General features: G+C 70.5%; 28 protein-coding genes. 10 read left to right on the top strand and 18 right to left on the bottom strand.

What is annotated here, in order from left to right; translation table 11 throughout:
- The first annotated feature begins 29 nt into the window (after window positions 1-29).
- Window positions 30-665, top strand: a complete 636-nt coding sequence (locus tag CHB84_RS14680; protein ID WP_089302176.1) for an MBL fold metallo-hydrolase — start codon at window positions 30-32, stop codon at window positions 663-665.
- A gap of 43 nt (window positions 666-708) precedes the next feature.
- On the opposite strand, the gene CHB84_RS14675 is transcribed toward CHB84_RS14680, so the two are convergent.
- The 3 genes from CHB84_RS14675 to CHB84_RS24045 form a co-directional block, all read right to left on the bottom strand.
- Window positions 709-1,593, bottom strand: coding sequence for a phosphoribosylaminoimidazolesuccinocarboxamide synthase (locus CHB84_RS14675; RefSeq protein ID WP_089302175.1), 885 nt, complete (start codon window positions 1,591-1,593; stop codon window positions 709-711).
- A 74-nt stretch (window positions 1,594-1,667) separates the two neighbouring features.
- Window positions 1,668-2,630, bottom strand: a complete 963-nt coding sequence (locus tag CHB84_RS14670; protein ID WP_089302174.1) for a sulfite exporter TauE/SafE family protein — start codon at window positions 2,628-2,630, stop codon at window positions 1,668-1,670.
- Between the two features lie 108 nt (window positions 2,631-2,738).
- The gene (locus CHB84_RS24045; protein ID WP_425432305.1) at window positions 2,739-2,867 is read right to left on the bottom strand and encodes a putative leader peptide; all 129 of its coding nucleotides are present in this window, start codon (window positions 2,865-2,867) and stop codon (window positions 2,739-2,741) included.
- Between the two features lie 199 nt (window positions 2,868-3,066).
- Here CHB84_RS24045 and CHB84_RS14665 point away from each other — a divergent pair, with 199 nt between their 5' ends.
- Window positions 3,067-3,915: an SAM hydrolase/SAM-dependent halogenase family protein gene (locus CHB84_RS14665; RefSeq protein ID WP_089302173.1), complete on the top strand. Its 849-nt coding sequence runs from the start codon at window positions 3,067-3,069 to the stop codon at window positions 3,913-3,915.
- Here CHB84_RS14665 and CHB84_RS14660 read toward each other — a convergent pair.
- From CHB84_RS14660 to CHB84_RS14650, 3 genes are all read right to left on the bottom strand, one after another.
- The gene (locus CHB84_RS14660; RefSeq protein ID WP_176439972.1) at window positions 3,825-4,670 is read right to left on the bottom strand and encodes an MOSC domain-containing protein; all 846 of its coding nucleotides are present in this window, start codon (window positions 4,668-4,670) and stop codon (window positions 3,825-3,827) included. The two genes, CHB84_RS14665 and CHB84_RS14660, sit on opposite strands and share 91 nt — an antisense overlap.
- Window positions 4,671-4,752: 82 nt before the next feature.
- On the bottom strand, window positions 4,753-6,189 hold the full coding sequence (gene purB, locus CHB84_RS14655; protein ID WP_089302172.1) for an adenylosuccinate lyase: 1,437 nt from the start codon (window positions 6,187-6,189) through the stop codon (window positions 4,753-4,755).
- 74 nt (window positions 6,190-6,263) lie between these two features.
- Window positions 6,264-6,869, bottom strand: coding sequence for a TetR/AcrR family transcriptional regulator (locus CHB84_RS14650; RefSeq protein WP_089302171.1), 606 nt, complete (start codon window positions 6,867-6,869; stop codon window positions 6,264-6,266).
- 542 nt (window positions 6,870-7,411) lie between these two features.
- Here CHB84_RS14650 and CHB84_RS14645 point away from each other — a divergent pair.
- A complete protein-coding gene (locus CHB84_RS14645) occupies window positions 7,412-8,428 on the top strand; it encodes a threonine aldolase family protein (protein WP_245818766.1) in 1,017 nt (338 codons plus the stop codon).
- 94 nt (window positions 8,429-8,522) lie between these two features.
- Here the strand turns inward: CHB84_RS14645 and CHB84_RS14640 are convergent, their stop codons facing one another.
- The 6 genes from CHB84_RS14640 to purD all read right to left on the bottom strand — a co-directional run bounded on the left by CHB84_RS14640 (window position 8,523) and on the right by purD (window position 14,753).
- Window positions 8,523-8,708 (bottom strand): hypothetical protein, encoded by a 186-nt coding sequence (locus tag CHB84_RS14640; RefSeq protein WP_089302169.1) that lies wholly within the window; start codon window positions 8,706-8,708, stop codon window positions 8,523-8,525.
- A 229-nt stretch (window positions 8,709-8,937) separates the two neighbouring features.
- Window positions 8,938-10,116 carry an aminotransferase class I/II-fold pyridoxal phosphate-dependent enzyme gene (locus CHB84_RS14635; RefSeq protein WP_089302168.1) on the bottom strand — a complete coding sequence of 393 codons (1,179 nt, stop codon included), beginning with the start codon at window positions 10,114-10,116 and terminating at the stop codon, window positions 8,938-8,940.
- Window positions 10,117-10,267: 151 nt separating this feature from the next.
- The gene (locus CHB84_RS14630; RefSeq protein WP_245818755.1) at window positions 10,268-11,047 is read right to left on the bottom strand and encodes an ESX secretion-associated protein EspG; all 780 of its coding nucleotides are present in this window, start codon (window positions 11,045-11,047) and stop codon (window positions 10,268-10,270) included.
- Window positions 11,044-12,846, bottom strand: a complete 1,803-nt coding sequence (locus tag CHB84_RS14625; protein WP_089302167.1) for a PPE domain-containing protein — start codon at window positions 12,844-12,846, stop codon at window positions 11,044-11,046. The genes CHB84_RS14630 and CHB84_RS14625 overlap by 4 nt, the downstream gene beginning before the upstream one ends.
- A gap of 111 nt (window positions 12,847-12,957) precedes the next feature.
- Entirely contained in the window at window positions 12,958-13,332 is a 375-nt protein-coding gene (locus CHB84_RS14620; protein ID WP_141134701.1) for a type VII secretion target, read from the bottom strand.
- A 158-nt stretch (window positions 13,333-13,490) separates the two neighbouring features.
- Complete coding sequence (gene purD, locus CHB84_RS14615) at window positions 13,491-14,753, bottom strand: phosphoribosylamine--glycine ligase (protein WP_089302165.1); 1,263 nt, start codon at window positions 14,751-14,753, stop codon at window positions 13,491-13,493.
- A 117-nt stretch (window positions 14,754-14,870) separates the two neighbouring features.
- On the opposite strand from purD, the gene CHB84_RS14610 reads away from it, so the two are divergent.
- Window positions 14,871-15,389 (top strand): hypothetical protein, encoded by a 519-nt coding sequence (locus CHB84_RS14610; protein WP_141134700.1) that lies wholly within the window; start codon window positions 14,871-14,873, stop codon window positions 15,387-15,389.
- Between the two features lie 78 nt (window positions 15,390-15,467).
- Here CHB84_RS14610 and CHB84_RS14605 read toward each other — a convergent pair whose 3' ends face one another.
- A complete protein-coding gene (locus CHB84_RS14605) occupies window positions 15,468-16,376 on the bottom strand; it encodes an oxygenase MpaB family protein (RefSeq protein ID WP_089302163.1) in 909 nt (302 codons plus the stop codon).
- A 425-nt stretch (window positions 16,377-16,801) separates the two neighbouring features.
- Between CHB84_RS14605 and CHB84_RS14600 the strand changes: the two genes are divergently transcribed.
- The gene (locus CHB84_RS14600; RefSeq protein WP_342743972.1) at window positions 16,802-17,800 is read left to right on the top strand and encodes a glycerophosphodiester phosphodiesterase; all 999 of its coding nucleotides are present in this window, start codon (window positions 16,802-16,804) and stop codon (window positions 17,798-17,800) included.
- 115 nt (window positions 17,801-17,915) lie between these two features.
- Here the strand turns inward: CHB84_RS14600 and CHB84_RS14595 are convergent, their stop codons facing one another.
- Window positions 17,916-19,202 (bottom strand): adenylosuccinate synthase, encoded by a 1,287-nt coding sequence (locus CHB84_RS14595; RefSeq protein ID WP_089302161.1) that lies wholly within the window; start codon window positions 19,200-19,202, stop codon window positions 17,916-17,918.
- 98 nt (window positions 19,203-19,300) lie between these two features.
- Here CHB84_RS14595 and CHB84_RS14590 point away from each other — a divergent pair, with 98 nt between their 5' ends.
- The gene (locus tag CHB84_RS14590; protein WP_089302160.1) at window positions 19,301-20,014 is read left to right on the top strand and encodes a hypothetical protein; all 714 of its coding nucleotides are present in this window, start codon (window positions 19,301-19,303) and stop codon (window positions 20,012-20,014) included.
- A 31-nt stretch (window positions 20,015-20,045) separates the two neighbouring features.
- Here CHB84_RS14590 and CHB84_RS14585 read toward each other — a convergent pair whose 3' ends face one another.
- Both CHB84_RS14585 and fbaA read right to left on the bottom strand, forming a co-directional pair.
- Window positions 20,046-20,468 (bottom strand): DUF3151 domain-containing protein, encoded by a 423-nt coding sequence (locus tag CHB84_RS14585; protein WP_089302159.1) that lies wholly within the window; start codon window positions 20,466-20,468, stop codon window positions 20,046-20,048.
- Between the two features lie 255 nt (window positions 20,469-20,723).
- The gene (gene fbaA / locus CHB84_RS14580; protein ID WP_089302158.1) at window positions 20,724-21,755 is read right to left on the bottom strand and encodes a class II fructose-bisphosphate aldolase; all 1,032 of its coding nucleotides are present in this window, start codon (window positions 21,753-21,755) and stop codon (window positions 20,724-20,726) included.
- A 247-nt stretch (window positions 21,756-22,002) separates the two neighbouring features.
- On the opposite strand from fbaA, the gene CHB84_RS14575 reads away from it, so the two are divergent.
- Window positions 22,003-22,932, top strand: coding sequence for an SDR family oxidoreductase (locus CHB84_RS14575; RefSeq protein ID WP_089302157.1), 930 nt, complete (start codon window positions 22,003-22,005; stop codon window positions 22,930-22,932).
- Between the two features lie 59 nt (window positions 22,933-22,991).
- On the top strand, window positions 22,992-23,483 hold the full coding sequence (locus CHB84_RS14570) for a pyridoxamine 5'-phosphate oxidase family protein (protein WP_089302156.1): 492 nt from the start codon (window positions 22,992-22,994) through the stop codon (window positions 23,481-23,483).
- 10 nt (window positions 23,484-23,493) lie between these two features.
- On the opposite strand, the gene CHB84_RS14565 is transcribed toward CHB84_RS14570, so the two are convergent.
- Window positions 23,494-23,769, bottom strand: coding sequence for a YciI family protein (locus CHB84_RS14565; protein WP_089302155.1), 276 nt, complete (start codon window positions 23,767-23,769; stop codon window positions 23,494-23,496).
- Window positions 23,770-23,915: 146 nt separating this feature from the next.
- Between CHB84_RS14565 and CHB84_RS14560 the strand changes: the two genes are divergently transcribed.
- A complete protein-coding gene (locus CHB84_RS14560) occupies window positions 23,916-24,482 on the top strand; it encodes an RNA polymerase sigma factor (RefSeq protein ID WP_089302240.1) in 567 nt (188 codons plus the stop codon).
- A 17-nt stretch (window positions 24,483-24,499) separates the two neighbouring features.
- Window positions 24,500-24,703, top strand: coding sequence for a hypothetical protein (locus CHB84_RS14555; protein ID WP_089302154.1), 204 nt, complete (start codon window positions 24,500-24,502; stop codon window positions 24,701-24,703).
- 26 nt (window positions 24,704-24,729) lie between these two features.
- On the opposite strand, the gene CHB84_RS14550 is transcribed toward CHB84_RS14555, so the two are convergent.
- Complete coding sequence (locus CHB84_RS14550; protein ID WP_089302153.1) at window positions 24,730-26,154, bottom strand: FAD-binding oxidoreductase; 1,425 nt, start codon at window positions 26,152-26,154, stop codon at window positions 24,730-24,732.
- Between the last annotated feature and the right edge of the window lie 20 nt (window positions 26,155-26,174).

Raw genomic sequence — 26,174 nt, 5'->3', positions numbered from 1 at the left:
AGGGCCCGGTGCGTACGAGAGGAGAGCCGATGCGAATCGTCCACTATGGACACGCATGTGTACTTGTCGACACCGGGGTGACGCGACTGCTGATCGACCCGGGCGCGTTCTCGAGCGGGTACGAACAGGAGCAGGACCTCGACGCGGTGCTGATCACCCACCAGCACCACGACCACATCGACAGCGAGGCGTTGCCGCCCCTGCTCGAGGCCAACCCGGATGCCCGGCTGGTCACCGACCCCGGCACCCGGGACACCGTGGACAAGCTGGGGCTGACCGCGCACACCACCTACCCGGGCGAGCGGCTGGAGATCGGCGACACATCGGTGCAGGTCACCGGGGGCGAGCACGCCATCATCCACCCGGATATCCCAGGCATCGCCAACGTCGGTTACGTCATCGGCGGCGGGGCCTTCTACCACCCGGGCGACGCCTTCCACGTGCCGTCGCAGCGGGTGGACGTGCTCGGTCTGCCGACCGGGGCTCCCTGGCTGAAGGCATCCGAGGCCGTGGACTTCCTGCGTGCCGTCGGCCCGCGCGTCGCCGTTCCCATCCACGAGGCCGTGCTGGCCTACCCGACCATGCACTACGGCCTGTTCACCAACCTCGCCCCGGACGGCACCGAGGTGCGCGTACTGGAGCACGGCAGGCCCACCACCGTGTGAGCCACGCCGACACCCGCCTGTGGCCCGGCAGGCGCGGCAGGCGTCACGCCGGCCAGTCGTCCAGTGACCGGCCCGTGACCCGCTCGTAGGCCTCGATGTAGCGCTGCCGCGTCGCCGCGACGACATGCTCGGGCAGTGGCGGTGGCGGCGTACCGGCATTCCGCGACCAGCCGGACTCCGGACTGACCAGCCAGTTCCGCACGTACTGCTTGTCGAACGGCTCTTGGGGAACGCCCTCCTGGTAGGCCGTGGCATCCCAGTACCGGGACGAGTCCGGGGTGAGGACCTCGTCGGCGAGCACGAGATCGCCCGCGGCATCCACGCCGAACTCGAACTTGGTGTCGGCGAGGATGATCCCCCGGGTCGCCGCGTACTCGGCAGCGCGCGCGTAGACCCGCAGGGTCGCCTCCCGCAGCTGCTCCGCGCGGCGCGCGCCCACCTCCCGCACCACCGAGTCGAAGCTGATGTTCTCGTCGTGCGCGCCGATCTCCGCCTTGGTCGCCGGGGTGAAGATCGGCTCCGGCAGCCGCGAGGCCTCACCGAGTCCGCCCGGTAGCGCGACGCCGCACACCGCGCCGCTCGCCCGGTAGTCGGCCAGCCCGGAACCGGTGAGGTACCCGCGCGCGACGCATTCCACCGGGACCATCTCCAGCCTGCGCACCAGCAGGGCCCGCCCGCGCACCTCAGCGGGGATCCGCGGGTCGTCCCAGGCCACCAGGTGGCTGGAGATCTCGCCTGCGAGCAGCTCGAACCAGAACACGCTCATCGCGGTGAGCACCCGGCCCTTGTCCGGGATCGGGGTGTCCAGCACGTGGTCGTAGGCCGAGACGCGGTCGGAGGCGACGAACAGCAGGTGCTCGCTGTCCACCGCGTACAGCGAGCGCACTTTGCCCTCGGCGAGCTTGGGGTAGTCGGTCAGCGTGGTCACGATCCGACCTTACGTCGCGGCGAGCGGCAGCGGCGGGCGACCCCGCACGGCCACCGGAACACCGTCGTACGTGCTCAGCGCACTGCGGCGTGCCCACCGTCGTCGTCGGCGGCCGCGACCTTGCTAGCGCGGTCCCTGGCGATGTCGGCCTCGATGGCGGCGCGCAGCTTGCGTTCCTCACGCATCGAGCGCATGGCCGCGGCGATCGCCGCGACCCACAGCGCGACCGCGACGAGGTAGGCGAGCACGGCCACCGCAGGCGAGGCCTCGAGCGCGCCGAGGAGGATCCACACGTTCGTCAGCACGATGAGCCCTCCGGCGATCGCGCCGAGCAGCCGCGGCGGGATCCGCTGGGTGAGCCAGGCAGCAGGCGGGGCGGCGATGACGCCACCGATCAGCAGCCCCACCACGGAGCGGTAGTCGATCCCGCCGGCGCCGAGAATGACCAGGAAGGCCGCGCTACCGGCGACCGCCACGGACAGCTCGGCGGCGCTGACCGAACCCACCACCTTGCGCGGTTCGAGCCTGCCGCTGGAGAGCAGGGTCGATGTCGCCATGGGGCCCCACCCCCCGCCGCCTGTGGCGTTGGTGAAGCCGGCGACGAGACCGAGCGGTGCGAAGAACCGGGCGTCCGGGCGCTTCTCGGTGATCAGCTTGCCCAGCTTGAGGAAAGAGAACCGGATCAGCACGTACAGCCCGAGCAGCAGCAGGATCGAGGCGATCCACACCTTCGCGGCGTCCATCGAGAACTCCGACAGCGCCACGAGCGCGTAGGCGCCCGCCACGGCACCCCCGGCACCGGCCAGCGCCAGGATTCCCACGGTTCGCCAGTCGATGTTGCGGAACTTCCAGTGCGAGACCCCGGAGGCGAGTGCGATGCCCATCTGCGAGTAGTGCACCGCGGCCGAGGCGGGCGCGGGCGGCACTCCGAGTGCGAGCAGCCCGGTGGTGGACAGTGCGCCATATCCCATGCCCAGGCTGCCGTTGACCAGTTGAGCCAGGAAACCGGCAACGACGAACAGCAACAGAGATTCCATGACGACCTTCGCGTATTCTCCGGTCGCGGTTGTGGTCGCGACCGAGTCCGTGCACTGGGCTCGCAGTGGCTGGGTAGCGCCGATTATCACGGCACCACTCGCCAGGTGTCACCTGCGGCAGAGTGCGGAGTTCACGCGGAGAAGATCGATGTGGCGCCGCTGCACGAGCGCGAGAGCCTCAGCCGCCGCCGCGGCACTCGCCGCGGTCGCTGCTGAGTACAATTCGTCCAATGCCACGCTTGAGATCCTGACAGAACCCGACCGAATGATCCACCCGCTCTTATATACTGAGAAGTACGCAACAGGCGCCAGCAGCGCGCGGCCAGCACAGCGAGGTATGCAACAGGCGCACGCGGCGCGCGGCTAACACAGCGAAGTACGCAACAGGCGCACGCAGCGCGCGGCCAGCACAGCGAAGTACGCAACAGGGAAGTGCATGCGGTACGAGTGGATCTCCTTCACCACGGACTACGGCCTCGCTGACGCGTTCGTCGGCACGTGCCACGGCGTGATCGCCCGCTTCGCCCCGGAGGCACGTGTGATTGATATCACCCACGGCATTCCCGCGGGCGCGATCCGGCAGGGTGCGCACACACTGGCCCAGGCGGTGCCGTACCTGCCCTGCGGGGTGCACTGCGCTGTGGTGGACCCGGGTGTCGGCACGGCTCGCCGGGGCATCGTCCTCGTTGCGGCGCAGGGCCTGCTGGTCGGGCCGGACAACGGCCTCCTGCTACCGGCATCGGACGCGCTCGGTGGCGCCGAAGCGGCTTTCGAGCTCACCTCCAGCGCCTACCGGCTGCCCGAGGTGTCCGCCACGTTCCACGGCAGGGACATCTTCGCGCCCGCCGCGGCACACCTGGCCACCGGTGTCGCCCCGGAGCGGTTCGGGCAGGAGATTCCTCTCGGCCGGCTGGAACGCATCGACGAGCCGGTTGCGCGGCTGGGCGACGGCATGCTGCGCACCGAGCCACTCACCGTGGACGGGTTCGGCAACGTGCAGCTGGCGGCAACCGGTGCGCAGCTTGCCGAGCTGGGACTGCGGGCCGGCGAGCCGGTGGCGGTCACGGTGCGCGGCAGTCGCCACACAGCGCTGCACGGCGGAACGTTCGCCGACGCCCCGGCCGGTGACCTCGTGCTGCTCCGCGACTCGGCCGGTCACGCCGCGCTGGCGATCAACGGCGGTTCCGCTGCCGCTCAGCTGGGACTCGGCTCCGGGTGGTCGAGCCAGGAGTGCACGGTCACGGTGTCGCCGACGGCGACGGTGCCGGGGGTGAGCACCGCGTAGTTGGCCGCGAAGGTCACACCGCCTTCCGGGCCACGCCGGTAGTCGGCCAGCGTCCGGATCGGCTCCGGCCCGTCCTTGCGCCCGGTCTCCTGATCGACGAGCGGGATGGTGCAGCGCGTGCACTCCTCCTCGAAGCCCAGCTCGACGCCGGCGACGCCGAGCCGGTCGACGCGGTCCTCGGTGTGCGGCTCGTCCCACCCGCCGACGACGATGTTCGGGCGGAACCGGTTCATCGGCACACCGTCGCCGCCGCGCTCACCGAGGCGCGCGGTCAGCGTGTCCAGCGATGCCTGCGATGCGAGCAGGATCGGGTAGGCATCGGCGAAGTGGGTGGTGCTGGCGAACCGGCCGGCACGGCTCCGGTCCATGCTCTCCGGTGCGCAGCACAGCCGCACCTCCTCGCCGAGTGCCTCGCTGAGCCGGCTCGCCGCGCCGTCACCCTGATCGATGGCCGTGCCCTCCCAGGAGTGCACGGTGACGGTTCGCGGCGGGCCGTCCGGGTCGACATCGACAACGAGCTCGTCCCCGCCGGGCAGCGCCAGCGAGAGCCGCGCGCCGCCGTCGAGGACCGCGGGGCGGATCAGCGCCATCGCCGGGTTCGTGCGCTGGCTGAGGAACGTCCCGTCCGCTGCGGAGACGATGAGGAACCTGCGGTCGTGCTCGATGCCGGTCGGCGCCACCCGGGCGCGATCGAGGGCGACGCCGGCACAGCTTTTCACCGGGTAGTGGATCAACCCGGTCACGAGGGGGGCCATGACCCGCACGCTAGCAGGGCTCGCGAGGGGCAACGTGCTCGTTTCCCGGTCACCGCGCGCGGCCTGGGGCAGCCCGGAGCGATCAGAGGATGGGGTCGGGCCGGTACGACTCCGCACCCGGATACCGGCTGACGACCTCGCCCACCTTGCGCGCCACATCGGCCACCTGCGTGGTGGCCAGGCCGGTGAACGCGACCGGGTCGGCAAGGAGCTCGCCGAGCGCGGCCCGGTCGAGCGGGATGCGCTCGTCCGCTGCGAGCCGGTCGAGCAGGTCGTTGCCCGGGATGCCTCGCTCCCGCATGGCAAGGGCCGCCGCGACGGCGTTCTCCTTGATCGCCTCGTGCGCGACCTCGCGTCCCATGCCGGCACGCACCGACGCCATGAGCACCTTGGTCGTGGCGAGGAACGGCAGGTAGCGGGCGAGTTCGGCGTCGATGACCGCGGGGAAGGGGCCGAACTCGTCGAGCACGGTCACGAACGTCTCCAGCAGGCCGTCCAGCGCGAAGAACGCGTCGGGCAGCGCCACCCTGCGCACCACCGAGTCCGATACGTCCCCCTCGTTCCACTGGTGACCGGCGAGCTCGGCGAGCATCGACGAGTGACCGCGCAGCACTACGGCGAACCCGTTCACCCGCTCGCAGGAACGGGTGTTCATCTTGTGCGGCATCGCCGAGGAACCGACCTGGCCCGGCTGGAACCCCTCGGTCGCCAGCTCGTGCCCGGCCATCAGGCGGATGGTGGTGGCCAGGCTGGAGGGCGCCGCAGCGAGCTGGACCAGCGCGGAGACCACCTCGTAGTCCATCGAGCGCGGGTAGATCTGGCCCACGCTGGTGAGCACGTGCTCGAAGCCGAGGTGGCGAGCGACCGCGCCTTCCAGGGCGCTCATCGTGGCGTGGTCCCCGACGAGGTCCAGCATGTCCTGCGCGGTCCCCACCGGACCCTTGATCCCCCGCAGCGGGTACCGCTCCAGGAGGTCTTCGAGGCGCCCGAAGCTCACCAGCAGCTCATCGGCTGCGGTGGCGAAACGCTTGCCGAGCGTGGTGGCCTGCGCTGCGACGTTGTGCGAACGGCCTGCCAGTACCAGGTCGTCGTGCTCGCCTGCCAGCGCGGACAGCCTGGACAGCACGGCCACCAGCTTGTCCCTGATCAGCTCCAGCGAGCGGCGTACCTGCAGCTGCTCGACGTTCTCGGTGAGGTCGCGGGAGGTCATCCCCTTGTGCACGTGCTCGTGACCGGCGAGCGCGTTGAACTCCTCGATACGAGCCTTGACGTCGTGCCTGGTCACACGCTCGCGCTCGGCGATCGAGTCGAGATCGACGGTGTGCAGCACGCGCTCGTAGTCGTCGATCACCCCGGAAGGCACGGCGACGCCCAGCTCGGACTGCGCGCGCAGCACGGCAAGCCACAGCTCCCGTTCCAGCACCACCTTGTGCTCGGGAGACCAGAGGGTGGCGAGATCGCGCGAGGCGTACCGGTTCGCGAGAACGTTCGGGATGCGGGGCTTGTCAGCTGCGGTCACGCCTGCTCAGCGTACTGCCCCGCCTGTCATGCCCGCGCGGCGGTCGAGCTACCGGTCGGCCGTCGTAGCGGCGGTCACCGCCCCGGCTCCTCGACGAGTGCCGCGCGCAGCATCCGCACAGCAGCCCCCCGCGGGTCCGGGTCGATCTCGATGAGCGCGTTCACCACGGCCCCGTCGACGAGCGAGATGAGGCGTTCGAGCTCGTCGGCCGATGTCGGCCGCCCGGATCGCGCGAAGATCTCGGCCAGCAGCTCCCGCAGCTCGCCGGCGAGGGTGCGCATCAACGGCCGCAGGTGCGGTCTGCGCCCGGTGGCCACGAGCCGTTCGTAGCGCACGAGTACGGCTTCCGCGTCCGCCTCGCCGCCGTCCTGCCGGGGGCCGAGCAACATGTCGAGCACGAGGTCGATCAGGGTGTCGATCTGCCGCTCCCTGGTGTCGAGCTCGGCGAGGCGCTGCCTGCCGCGTTCCAGGTCGGCGCGCGCGTGCCGCTCGACCACCGCGGCCACGAGCTCGTCGAGGGAGGCGAAGTAGTAGGTCGTCGATGCGAGGGGGAGTCCGGCTCGCTCGGCCACGGCGCGATGGCGTACCGCGCCGAACCCGCCTTCGACGAGAAGCTCCACCCCGGCATCGAGCAGTGCCGCCCGGCGACGTTCGCCCTTGGGGGTGCTCCCAGCGGTCATGGTCGGACATCTTGCCAGCAGACCCCGTCGCGCCGACGTACGGCCGCGCCGGGACGGGTACGGAGCTGGGGAGTTCGCCAGCGAGGGTGATGGCGAACCCCCCAGCACCCAGACCGCACCAGGGAGGTGCCGCCGACCATCCGGTGCCGTGTTGTCACGCCGCCCCCCTGCTTGGACCACGTGACTGGCGGTGGAAGTGCCGACATTGAGTAGACGCGCGGGGCGGGGGGCGGGTTGCGTCGCCCACCAAACCAAAGTGGTGGGAGCCGAAGGTGACATTGGGCGCCTTCTAAGAACCCGATGTCACCTTCGGCTCCCACCACCCGTTCGCGAAGGTGGGTGAGATTTGGCGTACTACGCGCAGTACGTGCAGACCGTCGCTCATCGCCGGGATCCCGCGGGGAGCTGGCGCAAGTTCATCCTGTGGAATTGTTCTGAGCGTTGATAACGATGACGGTGTGTGATGTGATCGAACCGTGACCTCAGTACGCCGCGCCTTGATCGACCTCCGGTCGGACACGCTGACCGTCCCCGACGAGCCCATGCGTGCCGCGATGGCGGGAGCTGAGGTCGGCGACAACGTGCTGGACGGCGATCCCACGGTTCGGGCACTCGAGCAGCGCACGGCCCAGCTTCTCGGCAAGCCGGCTGCGTTGTGGACCCCGAGCGGCACCATGGCGAACGTGATCGCGCTGTGCCTGCACCTGCAGCGCGGTGACCGGTTCCTCGCCCCGCGCGATGCGCACGTGCTCCTCAACGAGCTCGGCTCCGCCGCCTGGCTCGCAGGCGGCATGCCGGAAGCCATCGGAACCGACCTCGGTCCCGGTCGCCCGTCCCCGCACACGCTCGAGCGCATCATCAGCGCCGGACGGAACGCCCCGTACTACGCCCTCCGCACGAGCCTGCTCTGCCTGGAGAACACCCACAACGCGGCCGGGGGCGCTGTGATCCCCGCCGACGAGCACGCCCAGCTGGTCGCCACGGCCCGCGACGGCGGGCTGTCCGTACACCTCGACGGCGCAAGGCTGTGGAACGCCGCCGTGGCGCTCAACGTGCCACCTGCCGCCCTGACCGTCGGCGCCGACAGCGTGTCGGTGTGTTTCAGCAAGGGTCTCGGCGCACCGGTCGGGTCCGCACTGGCAGGCAGTGCCGAGTTCATCGAGCACGCGCGCCGCACGCGCCAGATGCTCGGTGGCGGTGTCCGGCAAGGCGGCGTCCTCGCCGCGTCGTGCCTGAAGGCGCTCGACCGGATGGACGAGCTGGCCACCGATCACGCCAACGCCGCCCGGCTGGCATCCGGGCTCAGCGACCTCGGCTGGGACGTGCCGACGCCGCAGACCAACATCGTGCTCGGCGCGGTGGCCGACGTGGAGAGGACCCTGCACTCACTGCGGGAGCTGGACATCCTGGCGATGCCGATGGCGGGCCGGGTGCGATTCGTGGTCCACAGGGCGATCACCTCCGCGGTCATCGAGGAGGCCCTCGAGCGCATCAGCACCGAGCTACCCTCCAGCGCGGTGCACAGCACCTCACAGGCAGGCATGCGACTGCACCTCTGAGGGCACCGCACGCAGGCGCGTGCAGGCGACCGCCCCGTGTCCACTCCGCCGAGCGCCGCCGGGACGGCCTCACGACCCGGCGGCACCGTCGGCCTCAGCGAAGGCGCTGGTCGCCGATGCGCTTGGGCTGGCTCTTGCTCTTGATGGCTCCGTAGGCCGCCGTCGCACCCAGCAACACCACGCCGATGACCGCGAGCCAGAACAAGCCTGTCAGCACCGGCCCGAGGATGGTGAACGCCAGCCAGATCACGAGGAGCGCACCAATGATCTTCCAGAACATGGTCAACCTTTCTACCCGGTAAGGCCGCCCACCGGACGGTGGCAACGGCCGCGCCGAGCCACACGGGGAGAACGATCGCGCCTTTCGGATTACTGCTTCTCCACCAGCCTGCCAGCCCACGGGCCGGATGGCTCGTGTTCCGCCCGGAAGTCAGGGATTTCTCCGGGTATCCCTGGCTACGACCCGGACCGGATCGCCCGTCCCGGCGAACCCGCCGGACTCCTCGGCGTCACAACCAGCGGCCGAGCCGCTCCAGGCACGCGGTGATGTCGGAGGCCGAGCCAGCCAGCGAGAACCGCACGAAACCGCCACCATCGACCGGGTCGAAGTCGATGCCTGGCGTGATGGCCAAGCCGGTGTCGGCAAGCAATCGCTGGCACCACCCGAGGCTGTCGGCGGTGAACTCCGAGACATCGGCATACGCGTAGAACGCCCCGTCGGCCGGGGCCACCCGGTCGATGCCGAGCTCGGCGAGACCTGCCAGCAACGTGTCCCGGTTCGCGCGGTACCGGAGCACATGCTCGTCCAGCTCCGCGTACGACTCGTCGGTGAACGCCGCAACGGCCGCGTATTGGGCGAGCGCGGGAGCACAGATGGCGAGGTTGCCGCTCAGCACGTCCACGGCACGGCGTAGCCGCGGGGGCACCAGCATCCAGCCGAGCCGCCATCCGGTCATGCCGAAGTACTTGGAGAACGACCCGAGCACGATCGCCTCGGTGCCGAACTCCCAGGCGCTGGATTCCGCCGGGCCGCCGGTGGAGCTGCCGAAGCTCACCCCGTGATAGATCTCGTCACTGACCAGCTGCACACCGCGCTCCGCGCACCACAGCGCGATCGCGGAGAGCTCCTCGGAGGCCAGGATCGTCCCGGTCGGGTTGTTGGGGCTCGCGATCACCAGCCCGTCGATCGGGCCCAGCTGGTCGAGCTGCTCGGTGGTCGGCTGGAAGCGCGTCTCGGCGCCCACCCCGAACTCGACCACCTCACACCCCAGCGCGGACAGCAGGTTCCGGTAGGCCGGGTAGCCCGGTCGCGGCATGGCCACGCGGGCGCCGTGATCGAATGCCGCGAGGAACGCCAGCTGGAAGCCCCCGGACGAGCCGGTGGTGACGACCACGTCGTCCGGGTCGACCCGCATGCCGTAGCGGTGCGCGTAGTGGCCGGCGATCGCTTCCCGCAGCTCGACGACACCGAGCTGGCTGGTGTACCCGAGGTCGCCCTCGGTGAGCAGCGAGATGGCCGCATCCCTGACGGGCTTCGGTGCTCCGGACGTGGGCTGGCCCGCGCACAGCGAGACGACATCCCCGTGCGTCCGCTGCCGCGCCTGGGCCGCGGAGAGCACCTCCATCACGTGGAACGGTGCGACATCGGAGCGTGCGGATGGGCCGGGGAACGGAGCGGCATCGACCATGGCGCCAGGATAGTTGACACATCCATCCACCGAGCTCGTCTGTGTACCCACGCCGGGACGGCATGCCAGATACGATCAGCTCCGCGCTACGCGTCCGTCCACACGCCACCTTCCACCACACGCGGTGTCCCTGTGCTGCCGGTTCGACACGTCACACCTCCGCAAGCAACTCCCAGGTCCTGGCGGCCAGCAGGTGGTTGTCCGCGGGCGCCAGCGTGGCCCAGCTCAACCCGTCGGACATGTGTTCCACCTGGAACAGGTACCGGCCGGCATCGGTGTCGTGGAAGGCGACGACCCGGGGGGCACGCCGCGTCAGCCCCTGCTTGTCGCGGCGCTGGGCACCGACCTGGCCCCGGCAGGTGGTGCCGAGGAACATGCCGGCGACCTCCTGCGCTTCCCACAGCCGCACCCCCGCGTCCTCCAGTGCGGTGACCAGCGCGTGCGGATCCCCCTCGGCCTGGGCATCCGCGTCGACAAGCGTCTCGTACGGCAGCGTCACGGACTGCCCGCCACCCTGCGGGACGTCACCGGCCACCGAGATCGCTGCGCTCGCCAGGGCCGGGTCGGTGGTCGGGATCAGCCAGACCTCACCGGCGTCGACCACCCCGAGCATCGCGTGGTCTCCCGTGCCGGCAGCCAGTCCCGAGATACGGCGATCGGCCCACACCCACACATCGAACGTCACCGTGGGCCGCGCGAGCACGGCGAGCATGTCCAACAGCTCACCGCCGGCACGCCGCCCGCGCGCCAGCCCGCGGCGCTCCAGCGCGGGCCACGTCGCTTCGACCAGCTCGGCGCGCTCCGTGTGCGTCGTGCCCGGGCTGGGCACCGCCAGCGCCGGATGCCGCGACCCGAGCTGCTCGGCCTCCCACAGCACGTCGAACTCGAGCGCCGACAGCACCACGCTGCCCGCGGAGGAAGCCGCGCTCACCGCGCCGAACCGTCCCCGTCGTCGTGCTCGCCAGGGCCGCGCCCGGCACCGGTGTCGCCGGGGTGTCCCGGCACCTCCGGCTGGGCGTCGTCGATCACCTCGGGGACGACGGGCCGCTGGTCAGCGACAACATCGGTCCCCTCGACGGGCCGGTGCCGCACCCGCTCCTTCTCGCCGGAGCCATCCTGGCCGCCCTCGGAAGCCGCTTCCTCGAGGATGCCCGGCGCGGGGCGCAGGTGCTCCCGTGGATCCCCGTCGGCCGCGATCGTCACCGGGTCCTGCGCACCATCCGCGTCGTCGAACGGGTAGTCCCGCAACACCCGGCTCGCCGCGCGCTCGCCCCTGGGCTTCCTGTCGGGTTCACCGCTGAGCGCACCGGCTATACCGGCCGCCCCGAGCGCGGTGGCCGTGGCTCCGACGGTGTTGATCGAGGGGCGCGCCCCGGAGCCCGTCTCGCCGCCGCTTCGCGCATGCACCTCGCCTGCCTGCCCCAGCTGCTCCGAACCGGACAGACTACCCTCCGCCAGCGGTTCCGGGCCGGAAACCCTGCCCTTGCCGGGCGACGCCTCCGGACCGCCCTGACCGGGCGCACCACCGCCGGGTAGCGGGCGCGCCGCGTGCCCGTGCTGCTGGCCGGCACCGGCCAGCGCGCCGCCCTGCCCGTGGCCGGGTCCGTGACCGGGCCCCTGGCCGGGACCCTGAGCGGCATGCCCACCGGGTGTGCTCGACACGGCGTGCGGGCTCGCCGACCTGGCCGGGTGCTGCTCGGTGCCGTGCACCGTGCCTGCCGACGCGGACTGGCCCACGGTCGCGCCGCCGTTCGGCTGCTTACCCGCGACCTGCTGGTCGCCCGGCGCCGCCGAGGGAGCCGCGCCGGGCGGGCACGCAGCACCGGCAGGGCCACCGCCGCCCGCAGCCGAAGAGGACACACTCCCACCGGGGACCGGACCCGATCCCGGCGCAGGCGAGGACGCGCCACCGGAGGCGGGCGGCGCCTGCCCGGTGCCGGGGACCGGCCGCTCGCCTCCGGGCCGACCGGCCGAGCGGTCGTGCCCACCCGAGCCCCCGGCGTTGCCCTGTGCCGACGCGGTGGTGTCGCTGGGCCCCTCCGCCGGGCCCGGATGCAGCGGGGTCACTCCCGGCCCCCCGATGTCCCACGTGCCGGTCTCGGGCTCGTCGGGTGACGGCTCGGCCTCGCCGGTCCCTCCGGTCGGGTGGGACAGCACCAGATGGCCGGGGTGCGGCACCGTGTCGACACCCTCGAGGTGCTCCGCGGTCTCCGCGGCGTAGGTGTTCAACACGTCGACGGCCTGCTGCCTGGCGGCCTCGGCCTCGCGCACGCGCTTGGCCTGGTCCGTCTCGTATCCGATCAGGCTGCCGAGGAAGTCACCGACACCGGTACCGCCGGATCCGGCGCGCAGCGTCCCGGCGTCCGGCAGCTTGTGCAGCGCCCGGTTGAACGACTCGCTCTGCGCGAACAGCAGCTCCGCCGCCCTGGCGATCTTCTCGCTCGCCTCGGTCGTGAAGTCCGCGTGCTCGGTCAGTACCCGGCGCGCCTGCTCGGCGGCGTCGCCCGACCAGTGCACGCCGAGCTTACCCAGCTCGGTACGCAGCGTCTGTTCGGCGGAGCGCAACGCGTCGGCGAGCCGCCGCAGCGCCTGCACCGCCGCGCCGATATCGCCGGTACCGGGGCCGCTACGGAACTCGTCGATCTGCTCGGCGAGCATGTTCTCGGTGTAGCCGTCGAACCGCTGGTCGTTGATGCGCTGGATCGTCCGACCGGCCTCGGGGACGCTCATGGTGCCTCCTTCACGCCCGTACTCACGAACGGCTGCTGTACCTCAGGCTCCGGTCCGACCGCCACGCGAGGGTTCCGGTGGCCGCGACCTCCACGCTGGAGGCCCCATCGGCTAGCCGGGACCGCCGCCACGCTCGCGTAGCGTCTCTGCGGCCTCGTCGTCGGCGCACTCGTACTCTTCGGCCGCCAGCCGCAGCTGGTGCGCGAAACCGTTCAGCTCCTGGACGTAGTCCCGCACCCGCGCCAGGTGCGAGTGCCCGAGCTCGGTCAGCAGCGAGTTCCAGGTCGGGATCGCGTGCTCGCTGACGATGTCGTTCGCCGGTGGGCCCATCCGGGACGCGCCTTCCGCGTCGTAGAGCACCGAGTCCAGCGCGTAGACCTCCTCCTCGACGATCTCCGCGGCCTCGACAAGCTTGTCCGGTTCTACCTCGATCGACGTGGCGCGCGCGCCGTACGGTACGGCCGCGTCCGCCGGATCCTCGTGCATCACCACCACCGCTTCAGCTCGACCGTCGCACCGCAGGTGCAGCCCTGCTCCCGGGCACACACGGTAGCCGTACCGTGCCTGTCCGGATGGCCTCTCCGGAGGTTACCAACGCAGGCGCCACGACGCGCCGGGTTTCGTGGAAACAGCGGTCGCGAGAGTCAGTGCGCGGGTACCGCCACCTCGCCGCGCACCGCCTGCATCGCGATGTCGGTGCGGTAGTGCGCGCCGGGAAGGTGCACCCCGGCGAGACGCTCGTACGCCTGCTCGCGCGCGGCCGCAAGGTCATCGCCGACCCCGACCACCGACAACACCCGACCGCCCGAGGACACGACCGTGCCGTCCTCGGTGCGGATGGTGCCGGCGTGCAGCACACCGGCACCATCCGCACCGGTGATGGTGTCCCCGGTGTGCGGCGGCCCCGGGTAGCCGTCCGCCGCGAGTACGACGGTCACGGCTGCGCCGTCCCGCCAGTCGAGCGGCGGCTGCTCGTCGAGCACGCCGGTGGCGGTGGCGTGCAGCACGCCCGCGACCGGCGTGTTCAGCAGGGCGAGCACGGCTTGGGTCTCCGGGTCGCCGAAACGGCAGTTGAACTCGATGACCCGCGGGCCGTCCGAGGTCAGCGCAAGGCCCGCGTACAGCAGCCCGGAGTAGGGCGTGCCGCGCCCGGCCAGCTCGTCGACCACCGGCTGCACGACCCGCCCGACGATCTCGTCCACGAGCCCTTCCGGAGCCCACGGCAACGGGGCGTACGCCCCCATCCCACCGGTGTTCGGGCCGGTCTCGCCGTCGCCGACCCGCTTGAAGTCCTGGGCAGGCAGCAACGGCCGTACCGTGTGCCCGTCGACCAGGCAGAACAGCGACGCCTCCGGCCCGTCCAGGTAGGTCTCCAGCAGTACCGGGTGGCCGTTCTCCAGCAGCGTCAACGCGTGCTTGCGGGCCTCGTCGTAGTCCCCGGTGACCACCACACCCTTACCTGCGGCGAGCCCGTCGTCCTTGACCACCCAGACAGGCCCGAAGCGGGACAGGGCCGCGTCGAGGTGAGCGGGGTTGTCCACAACCTCGCTCGCTGCGGTCGGCACGCCTGCGGCGAGCATGACCTCCTTGGCGAACGCCTTCGACCCCTCGATGCGGGCGGCTTCGGCGGACGGGCCGAAACACGGGATCCCTGCCGCCCGCACGGCATCGGCCACACCGGCGACCAGCGGCGCCTCCGGGCCGATCACCACGAGATCGGCGAGCCACTCGCGGGCACGCGCGACGACGTCGGCGGAGTCGACGGCGTTGACCGGGAGCTGCTCGGCGACGGCGGCCGTGCCCGCGTTGCCGGGGGCGCAGGCGAGGGCCGTCACCGCGGGGTCGTTCGACGCCGCGGTCAGCAGGGCGTGTTCACGGGCTCCGGAGCCGATAACCAGGACGCGCACGCTCAGCAGGGTAGCCGTACCCCGCCTCCGGCGACGCGAGGGGATGTGTCGGCAGCCGTGCGCGTCGGCGTTGCAGGCATACTGGACGGCGGTCGAACGGAGCCGGTGGAGGTAGCAGTGGGCGAGACCTGGAAGTCACGACGCAAGGCATGCGGCGCGATCGTCGCCGCCGGGGCCGTCTCGTTCGCGGCGGCGTGCGGCGGCGACGAGGACGCCCAGGAGGACACGCAGCAGGACGAGCCGGCTGCCGAGCAGGGCGGGACGGACGACACCAGCCCCGAACCGGCGCACACCGAGGAGCAAGCAGCCGTCGTGGCCGTCGTGCAGGAGTTCTACCTCGCGATCGACGAGGGTGACGGCGACAGGGCGTGCGGTCTGCTCGTCGACACCATGCAGTCGTTCTACGCCGAGCAGGCCGCGGACTGCCCGGCTGCCATCGAGGACATCCACGACAACCTCGGGGACAAGCGCATGTCGATCATCCGGCTGGACGCGGAGGACGTCGTGGTCACCGACGGCGAAGCGACGCTCAGCGCCGAGGACATCGCCGAGACCAACGACACGGACCGCGACTCGGTGGACGGCTTCGAGTTCGTCCGCGAGGACGGCGACTGGCTGATCTCCTACGTCAGCTGACACCGCACGGCAGGCGAGCCGAAGGCCCCCTCGGGTACACCATGTGGACAGAAGGAGCCCCTCGGCTCGCCTCCCGGCTCACCCTGGGCTCCCACTGTGGTGGTGGTAGGTGGCTGGTGCGAACTCGTCGGCGGCGATGTACCGGCGGCGCGCGCGCAGGTAGTTGGGGCCGGTCACGCGGAGGAAGCCGGGCAGGAGCGGTGTGCACGCGCGGGACAGCGCCGCCAGGGCCCGCAGCTGACGCTCCCGCATCGGACCCCAGCGCAAACCCAGCCGTTCCCGCAGCACGGGAGGCAACAGCCCGGTCGTGGCCAGCCGCAGCACGTAGGAGGCGGGAAAGCTGAGCGCCCGCCACAGCGGCTCGGTCCAACGCGGCAGGACCGGCGGGCGAGCAGGCCGTGCGAGGCTGTCGAGTACGTCCACCGCCGAGGTGGTGCGCGCCAGCTTGCTGTCCACCATCTCGTCGAAGTACTCGTCGAACTCCGCCCAGCTCGGCGGCAGGTCCCCGGCACCGATGCCGAGCAGCCGGGCCAGGCCCAGCCACTCCTGGTACAGGCGCTCGTGGTCGCGCTCCGTCATGGACCCCACGAACCACCGGTTCACATCGATCACGGCCCGGACCAGCGTGGCCTGCACCCAGGCGTAGGTCTCCGGTTCGAGGGCGTGGTACCTGCTGCCGTCCGGGTTGACCCCTTTGATGCGCTTGTGCATCTCGCGGAGCCTGCGGGTGACCTCCACCGCGTCCTCGCCGCCGTACACGGTGAGGTTGACGTAGTCCAGCGTGCGGTAGAGCCGCTGCCACGGCTCGGCCCGGAACTCGGAATGGTCGCGCACACCCGAGCTGACCGTGGGGTGGGCGGTCTGTAGCAGCAGGGCGTACCCCGCGCCGAGGAATCCACGGATGTCGCTGGCGTGTTGCCAGGACACCGAGTCGGGTCCGAGCGTCAGCGCCCGCGCCTCCTCGCTGGTCAGCCGTGTCCGCGTCATCTCGCGCCAGCCTCCTGTCCTCGGTCGGTACGCACAGGCCCCGCGACCGGTACCCGTGACCTGAACAGTAAACACCCGTAACGCGTGTTGTCGAGATTGCCGACCCCGCCCGGTCCGTGCGACTCTCGCGAAAGCGAGGAGGCTCGATCGTTCCGTGATGTTTACGCAGGTGTGCGGTCGGTCTCATGCGGCGACACGGAGTCGGAAAGATCACACGGCACGCGCCCACGACGCGCACGGCATGAGAAGCTGCTCAGCGAACGCACGGGGCGCGGAGCAGCACCAGCGCACCCTGTGGTGCGACCCCCGTCGGGTTACCCGTTCCCGTAGCACGTGCCGTGGCGGGGCCGGGTGCGCTGCACCCGACACCGAACAGAAGGCCTGACGCCATGCAAGGCACACGAAAGCCCCACAACGATCGCGGCGTGCCGCACATCATCAGCCACCGGGGTGCTTCCGGATACCGGCCCGAGCAGACGCTCGCGGCGTTCGAGCTCGCCGCGCGCATGGGGGCCGACTACCTCGAACCGGACCTGGTCATTACCGGCGACGGCGTCCTCATCGCGCGCCACGAGCCGTACCTCGGTGACTCGACCGATGTGTCCGACCATCCGGAGTTCGCCGAGCGGCGGACCACCAAGACGATCGACGGCCATGTCATCCGCGACCAGTGGTTCGCGGAGGACTTCACGATCGACGAGATCAAGACGCTACGTGCCCGCGAGCCCATGCCCGAGCTGCGCCAGCAGAACACGATCTACGACGGCCGGTTCGAGATCCCCACGTTCCAGGAGGTCATCGACCTCACCAAGCGGCTGTCCGGGCAGCTGGGCATCGACGTCGGGGTCTACCCGGAGACCAAGCACCCCACGTACTTCCAGGGGCTGGGCACGCCACTGGAACCAGCGCTGATCGACATCCTGGACAGCAACGGGCTGAACCGGGCGGGCGCCAACATCTACGTGCAGTCGTTCGAGGTCGCCAACCTCCGGATGCTGCGCGACCACCTGTGGGTGCCGTTCATCCAGCTCACCGACAGCCACGGCGCACCGTACGACCGGGTCACCGCCGGGCACGCACACACCTACCGCGACATGATGACACCGGAAGGCCTTGCCGAGATCGCCACCTACGCGCAAGGCATCGGCCCGACCAAGGGCAGCGTGATCCCGCGCAACCCCGACGGGTCACTCGGCGAGCCGACTTCGCTGGTGGATGACGCGCATGCCGCCGGGCTCGAGGTGCATCCCTACATCTGGCGGGCGGAGAACGCGTTCCTCCCCACGGGCTACCGTTCCTCGGATCAGCCTGCCCACCTCGGCGACCTGTTCCGCAGCCTCGAGATCTTCCTCGACGCCGGCATCGACGGGCTGTTCATCGACCACCCGGACATCGCCGTCGAGGTGATCAAGGATCGCACCTGACCGCGCCAGCGGCCGGCATGTCACGATTTGCCGGCTCGGCGTGGGGAGCCGAAGGTGACCTCGGTTCCATAGAAGGAGCCGAATGCAACATTCGGCTCCCACCCCCCGCACGGGGTTAGCGGATGTCGTGGCGGACGATGGTTGCCTCGCGGCCGGGGCCGACGCCGACGGCCGAGATCCGCGCTCCGGAGAGCTCCTCGAGGCGCTCGACATAGGAACGCGCGTTGGCAGGGAGGTTGTCGAAGGACCGGCAAGCGCTGATGTCCTCCTCCCAACCGGGCAGCTCCTCGTAGATCGGCACGGCGTGGTGCACGTCCGTCTGCGTCATCGGCATTTCCTCGTGCCGGAAGCCGTCGATCTCGTAGCCGACGCACACCGGGATGCGCTCCAGCCCGGACAGCACGTCCAGCTTGGTCAGGAAGTAGTCGGTGATCCCGTTCAGCCGCGCCGAGTAGCGGGCGATCACGGCGTCGTACCAGCCGGTGCGGCGGGAGCGGCCGGTCGTGACGCCGTGCTCGCCCCCCTTGGCGCGCAGGTGCTCACCCATCTCGTCGTACAGCTCGGTGGGGAACGGTCCCGAACCGACCCGCGTGGTGTAGGCCTTGATGATGCCCAGCACCGTGGTGAGCTTGCCCGGGCCGATACCGGCACCGACGCAGGCCCCGCCGGAGGTGGGGTTGGACGAGGTGACGAACGGGTAGGTGCCGTGATCGACGTCCAGCAGCGTGCCCTGGGACCCCTCCAGCAGGACCGACTCGCCCCTGCCGAGCGCGCGATCCAGCTCGAGACGCGTGTCCGCGATGCGGTGCGCGAACTTCTCGCCCGCCTCGAGGACCTCGTCGACCACCTGCTCGGGATCCAGCGCCTTGCGGTTGTAGACCTTGACCAGGATCTGGTTCTTGACCTCCAGCGCGGCCTCGACCTTCTGCCGCAGGATCTTCTCGTCGAGCAGGTCCTGCACCCGCACGCCGACACGGGCGACCTTGTCCTGGTAGCACGGGCCGATACCGCGACCCGTCGTCCCGATCTTGCGAGAACCCAGGTAGCGCTCGGCGACCTTGTCGATGGCGACGTGGTACGGCATGATCAAGTGCGCGTCCGCCGAGATCAACAGCCCGGAGGTGTCCACCCCGCGCTCGTCGAGGCCGTCGAGCTCGTCGAGCAGTACCCCGGGATCCACGACCACCCCGTTGCCGATCACGTTGGTCACCCCGGGGGTGAGGATGCCCGAGGGGATCAGGTGCAAGGCGAAGTTCTGGCCATCCGGCAGCACCACGGTATGACCGGCGTTGTTGCCGCCCTGGTACCGCACAACCCACTGCACCCGGTCGCCCAGCAGATCGGTGGCCTTGCCCTTACCTTCGTCGCCCCACTGGGCTCCGATGAGCACGATGGCCGACATGTGACACTCCAGGTTGATCGACAGCAGGTTTCTCGGACGAGCATATGGCACGCGAGGCCAGTCACGGCCGATGCACGAGGGTAACGGAGGTAGGTGCCGTGCGGGGAGCAGTGATCGCCTGCGGGAGACGGATCCCACCACTGCCGGGCGTAACCGATGATCACGTCGCGCACGTCGGACACCGGCCCGGCAAGGACGAGGTCGACCCCGTGCTCGCCAGGGCCGCCGAGTCGGCAGGAGACGCCGCCGGCGACCCGGGCGAGGGGGCGACCGGCGCGGACGTCGTCGTGGCAGGGACCGACGGCGACCTGGCTGCCGTCGTCCTCCGCCTGCTACGCACCGACCGCCTGGCCACGCTGTCCGTGGGATACGTGCCGGTCGAGCGGAACTCCGCCGTCGCGGCGGTGTGGCGACTGCCGACCGACCCCGCCCGCGCGTTCGACGTCGCCACGCGGGCCGAGATCGACCGGGTCCCGTTGATCCGGGACGATTCCGGAGGGGTCCTCATGGGTGGTGGCGTGCTGACCAAGGTGCGTGGGGTCGGCTACTGCGACGACACCACGGCGCTGCGCGGCCTCGCCCGCCGCATCCACGCCGAGCCGGACAACTCCGGTGGTCCCGGCCTGGTGCTGCAGGTGGTCGGTGGCCTGCTCGGCAGGCGCCGGAAGACCTACACCGGCCGGGCCTTCCAGCTGGGCTGCGACCCGACGGTGCCCGTGGTCGACGGGGTCGCGCACCCGCGCGAGGTCACCCGGCTGAGCTGGTACCGGCACACCGAGGACCTGCGCCTGGCCCGGGGAGTGGTCGGCTGAGCGTCGCCGGCCACCCCACCGGGGTGATGACTCAGGAACCGCCCTGCAGGCCCGTCGCGGCGAGGGCTTCCGGGTCGGAGTCGTTCAGCAGCTGAACGCAGCGCTCGTACTCGGGGGTCTCGCCGATCCGTTGCGCCGCGCTCGCCAGCGCCGCCACGGAACGCAGGAAGCCCTGGTTCGGCCGGTGCTGCCACGGCACGGGGCCGTAGCCCTTCCAGCCGGACTTGCGGAGCTGGTCGAGCCCCCGGTGGTAGCCGGTCCGGGCGTAGGCGTACGCGGCAACGGGCTCCCCCGCCGCCAGTGCCTTCTCCGCCAGTGCCGCCCAGGCCTCGCTGAAGTCCGGGTGTTCGGCGGCGACCTCGGACGGTGTGGTCTCTGCGTCCATCGCGGCCTGCGCGTCGGTGCGCTCGGGAAGCAGGGTGGGGTCAGGGCCGAGCAAGTCGGTGCTGTTCATGGTGCCTTCCTGGTCGAGGCGGGTGGATCCGAAAGCGACGCCGCATGGCCGGCTGCCGCTCGCTCACAAGAGCAAGGTCACAGCCACACTCGCCGTGGAAAGCACCAGCGCGGCGGCCAGCACTGTCGCGATCAGTCGCTTCGGCATCATCGTAGTGATTCTCCCATCGGGCCGGTCGGGGCTCGCGTGCCCTCGCACTGCTCCGTGCACACAGACGACGGGGACGGCCGGGCACGCGAGCGCCCCGCACGGTACTCAGCCGAGCTTCTTACCCGCCGACTTGAGGTCCTCGGTCGCACGCACGACTCGCTCGGCCATCGACCCCTCGGCCTGCTTGAGGTAGCTGCGCGGGTCGTAGGCCTTCTTGTCGCCGACCTCGCCGTCGACCTTGAGTACCCCGTCGTAGTTGCGGAAGAAGTGGTCGGCGATCGAGCGGGTGAAAGCGTACTGCGTGTCGGTGTCCACGTTCATCTTCACCACGCCGTAGGACACCGCCTCGTGGATCTCCGAGTCCAGCGAGCCGGAGCCACCGTGGAAGACCAGGTCGAACGGGCGGGAGCCCGCGGGCTGGCCGAGCTTCTCGGCGGCCACATCCTGGCCGCGTTTGAGGATCTCGGGCCGGAGCTTGACATTGCCCGGCTTGTAGACGCCGTGCACGTTGCCGAACGTGGCCGCCAGCATGTAACGGCCCTTCTCGCCCGCGCCCAGCTCCTCGACGGTGCGGACGAAGTCACCCTCGGCCGTGTACAGCTTCTCGTTGATGTCGTTGGCGATGCCGTCCTCCTCACCGCCGACGACACCGATCTCGACCTCCAGGACGATCTTCGCTGCCTTGGCCTTCTCCAGCAGCTCGGCACCGATCCGCAGGTTCTCCTCCAGGTCGATGGCCGAACCGTCCCACATGTGCGACTGGAACAGCGGGTTCTGCCCCCTGTTGACCCGCTCCTGGCTGATCTCCAGCAACGGGCGGACGAAGCCGTCCAGCTTGTCCTCCGGGCAGTGGTCGGTGTGCAGCGCGATGTTGACCGGGTACTTCTCCGCGACCACATGGGCGTACTCGGCCAGCGCCGTCGCCCCCGTGACCATGTCCTTGACCTTCTGCCCGGAGGCGAACTCCGCGCCGCCGGTGGAGAACTGGATGATCCCGTCGCTCTCCGCCTCGGCGAAGCCTCTGATCGCCGCGTTCAGCGTTTCCGACGAGGTCACGTTGATGGCCGGATACGCGAACTCGCCCGCCTTCGCGCGGTCGAGCATCTCGTTGTAAACCTCGGGTGTGGCGATGGGCATCGTTGCTCCTCCTCGCAGCTGCCGTCCTGATTGCGGCACCGGCTGGAACGGTGGGTTGGGTGCGCCTGACGTTGTCGGGTTCGACTACCGACGGGCTCACCCTCATCGTACGAACACCGCGCAGCGTCCGGCGCGCCCGCACCCGAGGACAAGGCGGCGCGAATACCAGCAACAGTTACCCGTGATTATCTTACTACGAGTAAGTTATGCTGCTACTCCGACACACTGCACAGGACCTGGAGGCACCATGCCGTTCAACCCGCTGTCCGCCCTGACGAGGACCGAGACCGTCGAGGGCAGGGTCGTGCTGATCACCGGAGCTGCCAGAGGCATCGGTGCGGGCCTCGCGCAGCGGCTGGCCGCCCGCGGGGCCAAGGTCGCGCTCGTGGGACTCGAGCCCGACGAGCAGCGCGCGGTCGCCGACCGCATCGGGCCGAACGCGCGTTCCTGGACCGCGGACGTCACAAGCTGGGACGACCTGGAGCAGGCCACGGCCGGTGTCGTCGAGCACTTCGGGGGGATCGACATCGTCGTGGCCAACGCCGGCATCGCCTCCACCGGCTTCACCCGCTCGGTCGACGTGCACGCCTTCGAGAAGGTGATCGAGGTAGACCTGCTCGGGGTATGGCGCACCTTCCGGGTCACCCTGCCGCACGTGCTCGAACGCAAGGGGTACCTGCTGACCGTGTCCTCGCTGGCCGCGATCTGCCACGCGCCGGGCATGGCCAGCTACGCGGCAGCGAAGGCAGGCGTCGAGGCGCTGTCCAACAGCATGCGCGCCGAGCTGAAACACCTCGGCGTCCGCGTCGGGGTCGCCCACCCCACGTGGATCAGGACCGACCTGGTGGAGTCCGCCGACGCGCACCCCGTCTTCGGCAAGTTGCGTACCGGGATGCCCGGCCTGCTCGGCAAGACCTACCCGCTGCCCGTCGCCCTCGACTGCCTCGAACGCGGCATCCTGCGCAGGGCCCGCACCATTCACGTGCCCCGCTGGGTGGGTGGGCTGAAGCTGCTCAGGGCATTCCTCCCGCCGGTCATCGAGATCGGCGGGCGGATGACCGGCGTGCCCCGGGCCGACCGCGACGCGCTGGCCGACATCGAACGCCGCGGCGCGCGGGAGTCCGCGATCACCGGGCACGGCGGGCGTGCGGCCACGCAGCGCGACGCGGACACGTAGGCTACGGCTAAGCTACCCGGCGAGATCAACATCGGTTCGTCGATGACGCAGGAGGCCGCATGTCCCGGCGCGACCAGATCAAGATGACCGACAGCGAGATCCGCGACTACCTTGCCGAGCAGCGCGTGATCAACGTCGCCACGATGGGGCCGAACGGCAGGCCGCACCTGGCGCCACTGTGGTACGTCCCGCACGGGGGCGGTGACACGGACGGCGGGGCGCTGCGCCTGGAGACGTGGACGTACGGCCGCTCGCAGAAGGTCGCCAACCTGCGCAGGCTCGCGCAGGCCACGGTGCTCGTCGAGTCCGGCGAAGCCTACGAGGAGCTGAGCGGGGTCTCGATGGAGACCGACGTCGAGATCATCGACGACACCGAGCGGACGCTGGCCATCGGCACGGACCTGATGCGCCGGTACACCTTCGACGGCGCCGAGATCCCCGACGAGGCCGTCGACGCGCTACGCGCCCAGGCGACCAAGCGCGTCGGTCTGGTGCTCACCCCGACGAAGATCGTCACATGGGATCACAGCAAGCTGGGCGGGGCGTACTGAGCCACCGCGCTCACGGCACCCAGGCACCCAGTACCGGCTTGTACTCACGCACCGAGCGCCGCGCGATGACGCCCTCCACGTGGTAGGGGTCGGCGTCGATCACCGTGTGCAGATCGTCGAGGTCCTCGGCCTGCACCAGTACGATGCCGCCGGTGTCGTCGGCGAGCGGGCCTGCCACCGCGACCCGGCCGCGTTCGGCCAGGTCGTTGAGGAACTCGCGGTGCCTCGGCCGCACATCGGCGAGCTTGTCCTGCACGTACTCGATCTCCACCAGGTACCAGGCCACGAACGCCTCCCAACCGAATCGGTGTGCGCTGCGACCGTACCGCTACGGCACCGGCGGTGATGCGGGTACCGGTGCGACGCACGGTCGCAGGTGTTCACGGCGCGTAGGCAAATGACCACGCACACAGATACGCTTGGTCCGTGTCCGTGTCCGATTCCAGTGCTGAGCGAACGGTCGAGCGCACGCTCGGCCATCTGCGCACCATCGATGCCCCCGAACCGCACGAGCAAGCCGAGCCGCTCACCCTGGAGGACCTGTACCGGCGACACCGGATGCAGCTGATACGGCTCGCCGTACTGCTTGTGGACGACGCCGCCACCGCGGAGGACGTGGTGCAGGACTCCTTCGCGGGGCTGTACCGCAAGTGGGCGGAGCTGCGGGACTCCTCGGCCGCGCTCGGCTACCTCCGCGCCGCCGTCGTCAACCGCGCCCGCAGCGTGCTGCGCCGCCGCAAGACCGCCCGCGACTACATCCCGCCGCACGGGGTCAACGCGCGGTCCGCGGAGAGCGTCGCCATGCTCAGCAGCGAGCACCAGGCGGTCGTGGATGCGCTGAGCACCCTGCCGCACCGGCAGCGGGAAGTGCTCGTGCTGCGCTACTACGGGGGGCTCAGCGAGGCGGAGATCTCGGACGCGACCGGGATCTCCAAGGGCACCGTCAAATCCACCGCCAGTCGCGCGCTCGAGTCGCTGCACCGTGCCATGCGGCAGTAGGCTCCGCTGCCAAGACCATGCACGAACCACCTGTCCAGCACGAGCACGAGCTCGCCCGGGCACTGCAGGCGCACGCCGAGCGCGGCGTGGAGGCCGCCGCGACGGGATCCGGGGCGAGTGAGCGCCGCCCACGCGGAATCGGGGCGCGGCGCGTCCTACTGCTGTCCTGCGCCCTCGGCCTCGTCACGGGGATCGGGCTCGGGGTACTCACCCTGCTGTGAGCGCCACGGCAGTACCCGCACGGCGACTACTCGCCTGCGTTGTCCCCCTCCGGACCATGTTCGCCGTGCACGGCGAACATGGAGTTCGGGTTGAACAGGTTGTGCGGGTCGAGCGCCCCCTTGATCTGCCGGTGCACCCACATGCCGACCGGGCCGATCTCACGCTCCAGCCAGGCCTGCTTGATCTTGCCGATGCCGTGCTCCCCGGTGACGGTGCCACCGAGGGACAGGCCGACGGACAGGATGTCGTCGAACGCGCGGTGTGCCCGCGCGGTCTCGTCCTCCGACGAGGGGTCGTACACGATGGTCGGGTGCATGTTGCCGTCCCCGGCGTGCCCGACGACGGCGACCCGCAGGCCGACCTCCTCGCCGATACGCGCGCAGCCGGTCATCAGCTCCGCGATCCTGGTGCGGGGCACGGCGACGTCATCGGTGAGCCAGGTGCCGTAGAGCTCCAACGCGGTCAGCACCACCCTGCGCGCATGCAGCAGCATGTTGCCCTCGGCGAGATCGTCGGTCGAGTAGGTCATGCCAGCGCCCGCGTCGCGACACATCTGTTCGAGCGCTTCCATCTCGCGGCGCGCGACCTCGCCCCCGGAGTCCGACTGGCACAGCAGCAGTGCCTGCGTGTCGTCCCCGGTACCGAGATCGGTACGCAGATAGTCCTCGGAGGCCCGGATCGAGCCGGCGTCCATGATCTCCATCAGCGAGGGCACAAGGCCCTCGCCGACGATCCTGGCCACCGCGTCGCCCGCGGCTGCGGTGGTGGGGAACCCCGCGACGAGCGTGGCAGGCGCCTGCGGCAGCGGGCGCAGGCTCACCGTCGCCTGGGTGATCACGCCGAGCGTGCCCTCGCTGCCGATGAACAGCTTGGCCAGGTCGTAGCCCGCGACGCCCTTGACCGTGCGGCGGCCGGTCCGCAGCAGTGACCCGTCGGCGAGCACGACCTCGAGCCCGAGCACCGAGTCGGTGGTCACACCGTACTTCACACAGCACAGGCCGCCTGCGTTGGTGGCGAGGTTGCCGCCGATGGTGCACCAGTCGTAGCTGGAGGGGTCCGGGGGATAGAACAGGCCGTGCTTGCTGACCGCGTCCCGGAAGTCCAGGTTCACCACGCCCGGCTGCACCACCGCGAGGCGGTTCGCGGCGTCGATCTCCACGATCTCGTCGAGCTTCGTGGTCACCAGCACGACACAGCCGTCGATGGCATTGGCGGCCCCCGTCAGGCCGCTACCGGCGCCACGCGGCACGACCGGCACGCACGCATCGGCGCACGCCCGCACGCACGCCTGGACACCCTCGACGTCGGCGGGCATCACCACGGCCAGCGGTTTGCCGTACGGCGCTATCGGCATCATGTCCCGCGAGTAGCTGCCCATGATGTCCTCGTCGGTGATCACGGACTCGCCGCCAACCTCGGCGCGCAGGCGGTTCAACAGCTCGGAGCTCATGTCCCCACGGTAGTGCGCCT

The sequence above is a fragment of the Haloechinothrix alba genome (assembly GCF_900188115.1).
GTDB classification, from domain to species: Bacteria; Actinomycetota; Actinomycetes; order Mycobacteriales; family Pseudonocardiaceae; genus Haloechinothrix; species Haloechinothrix alba.
This window is presented reverse-complemented; position numbering and strand designations above follow the sequence as displayed.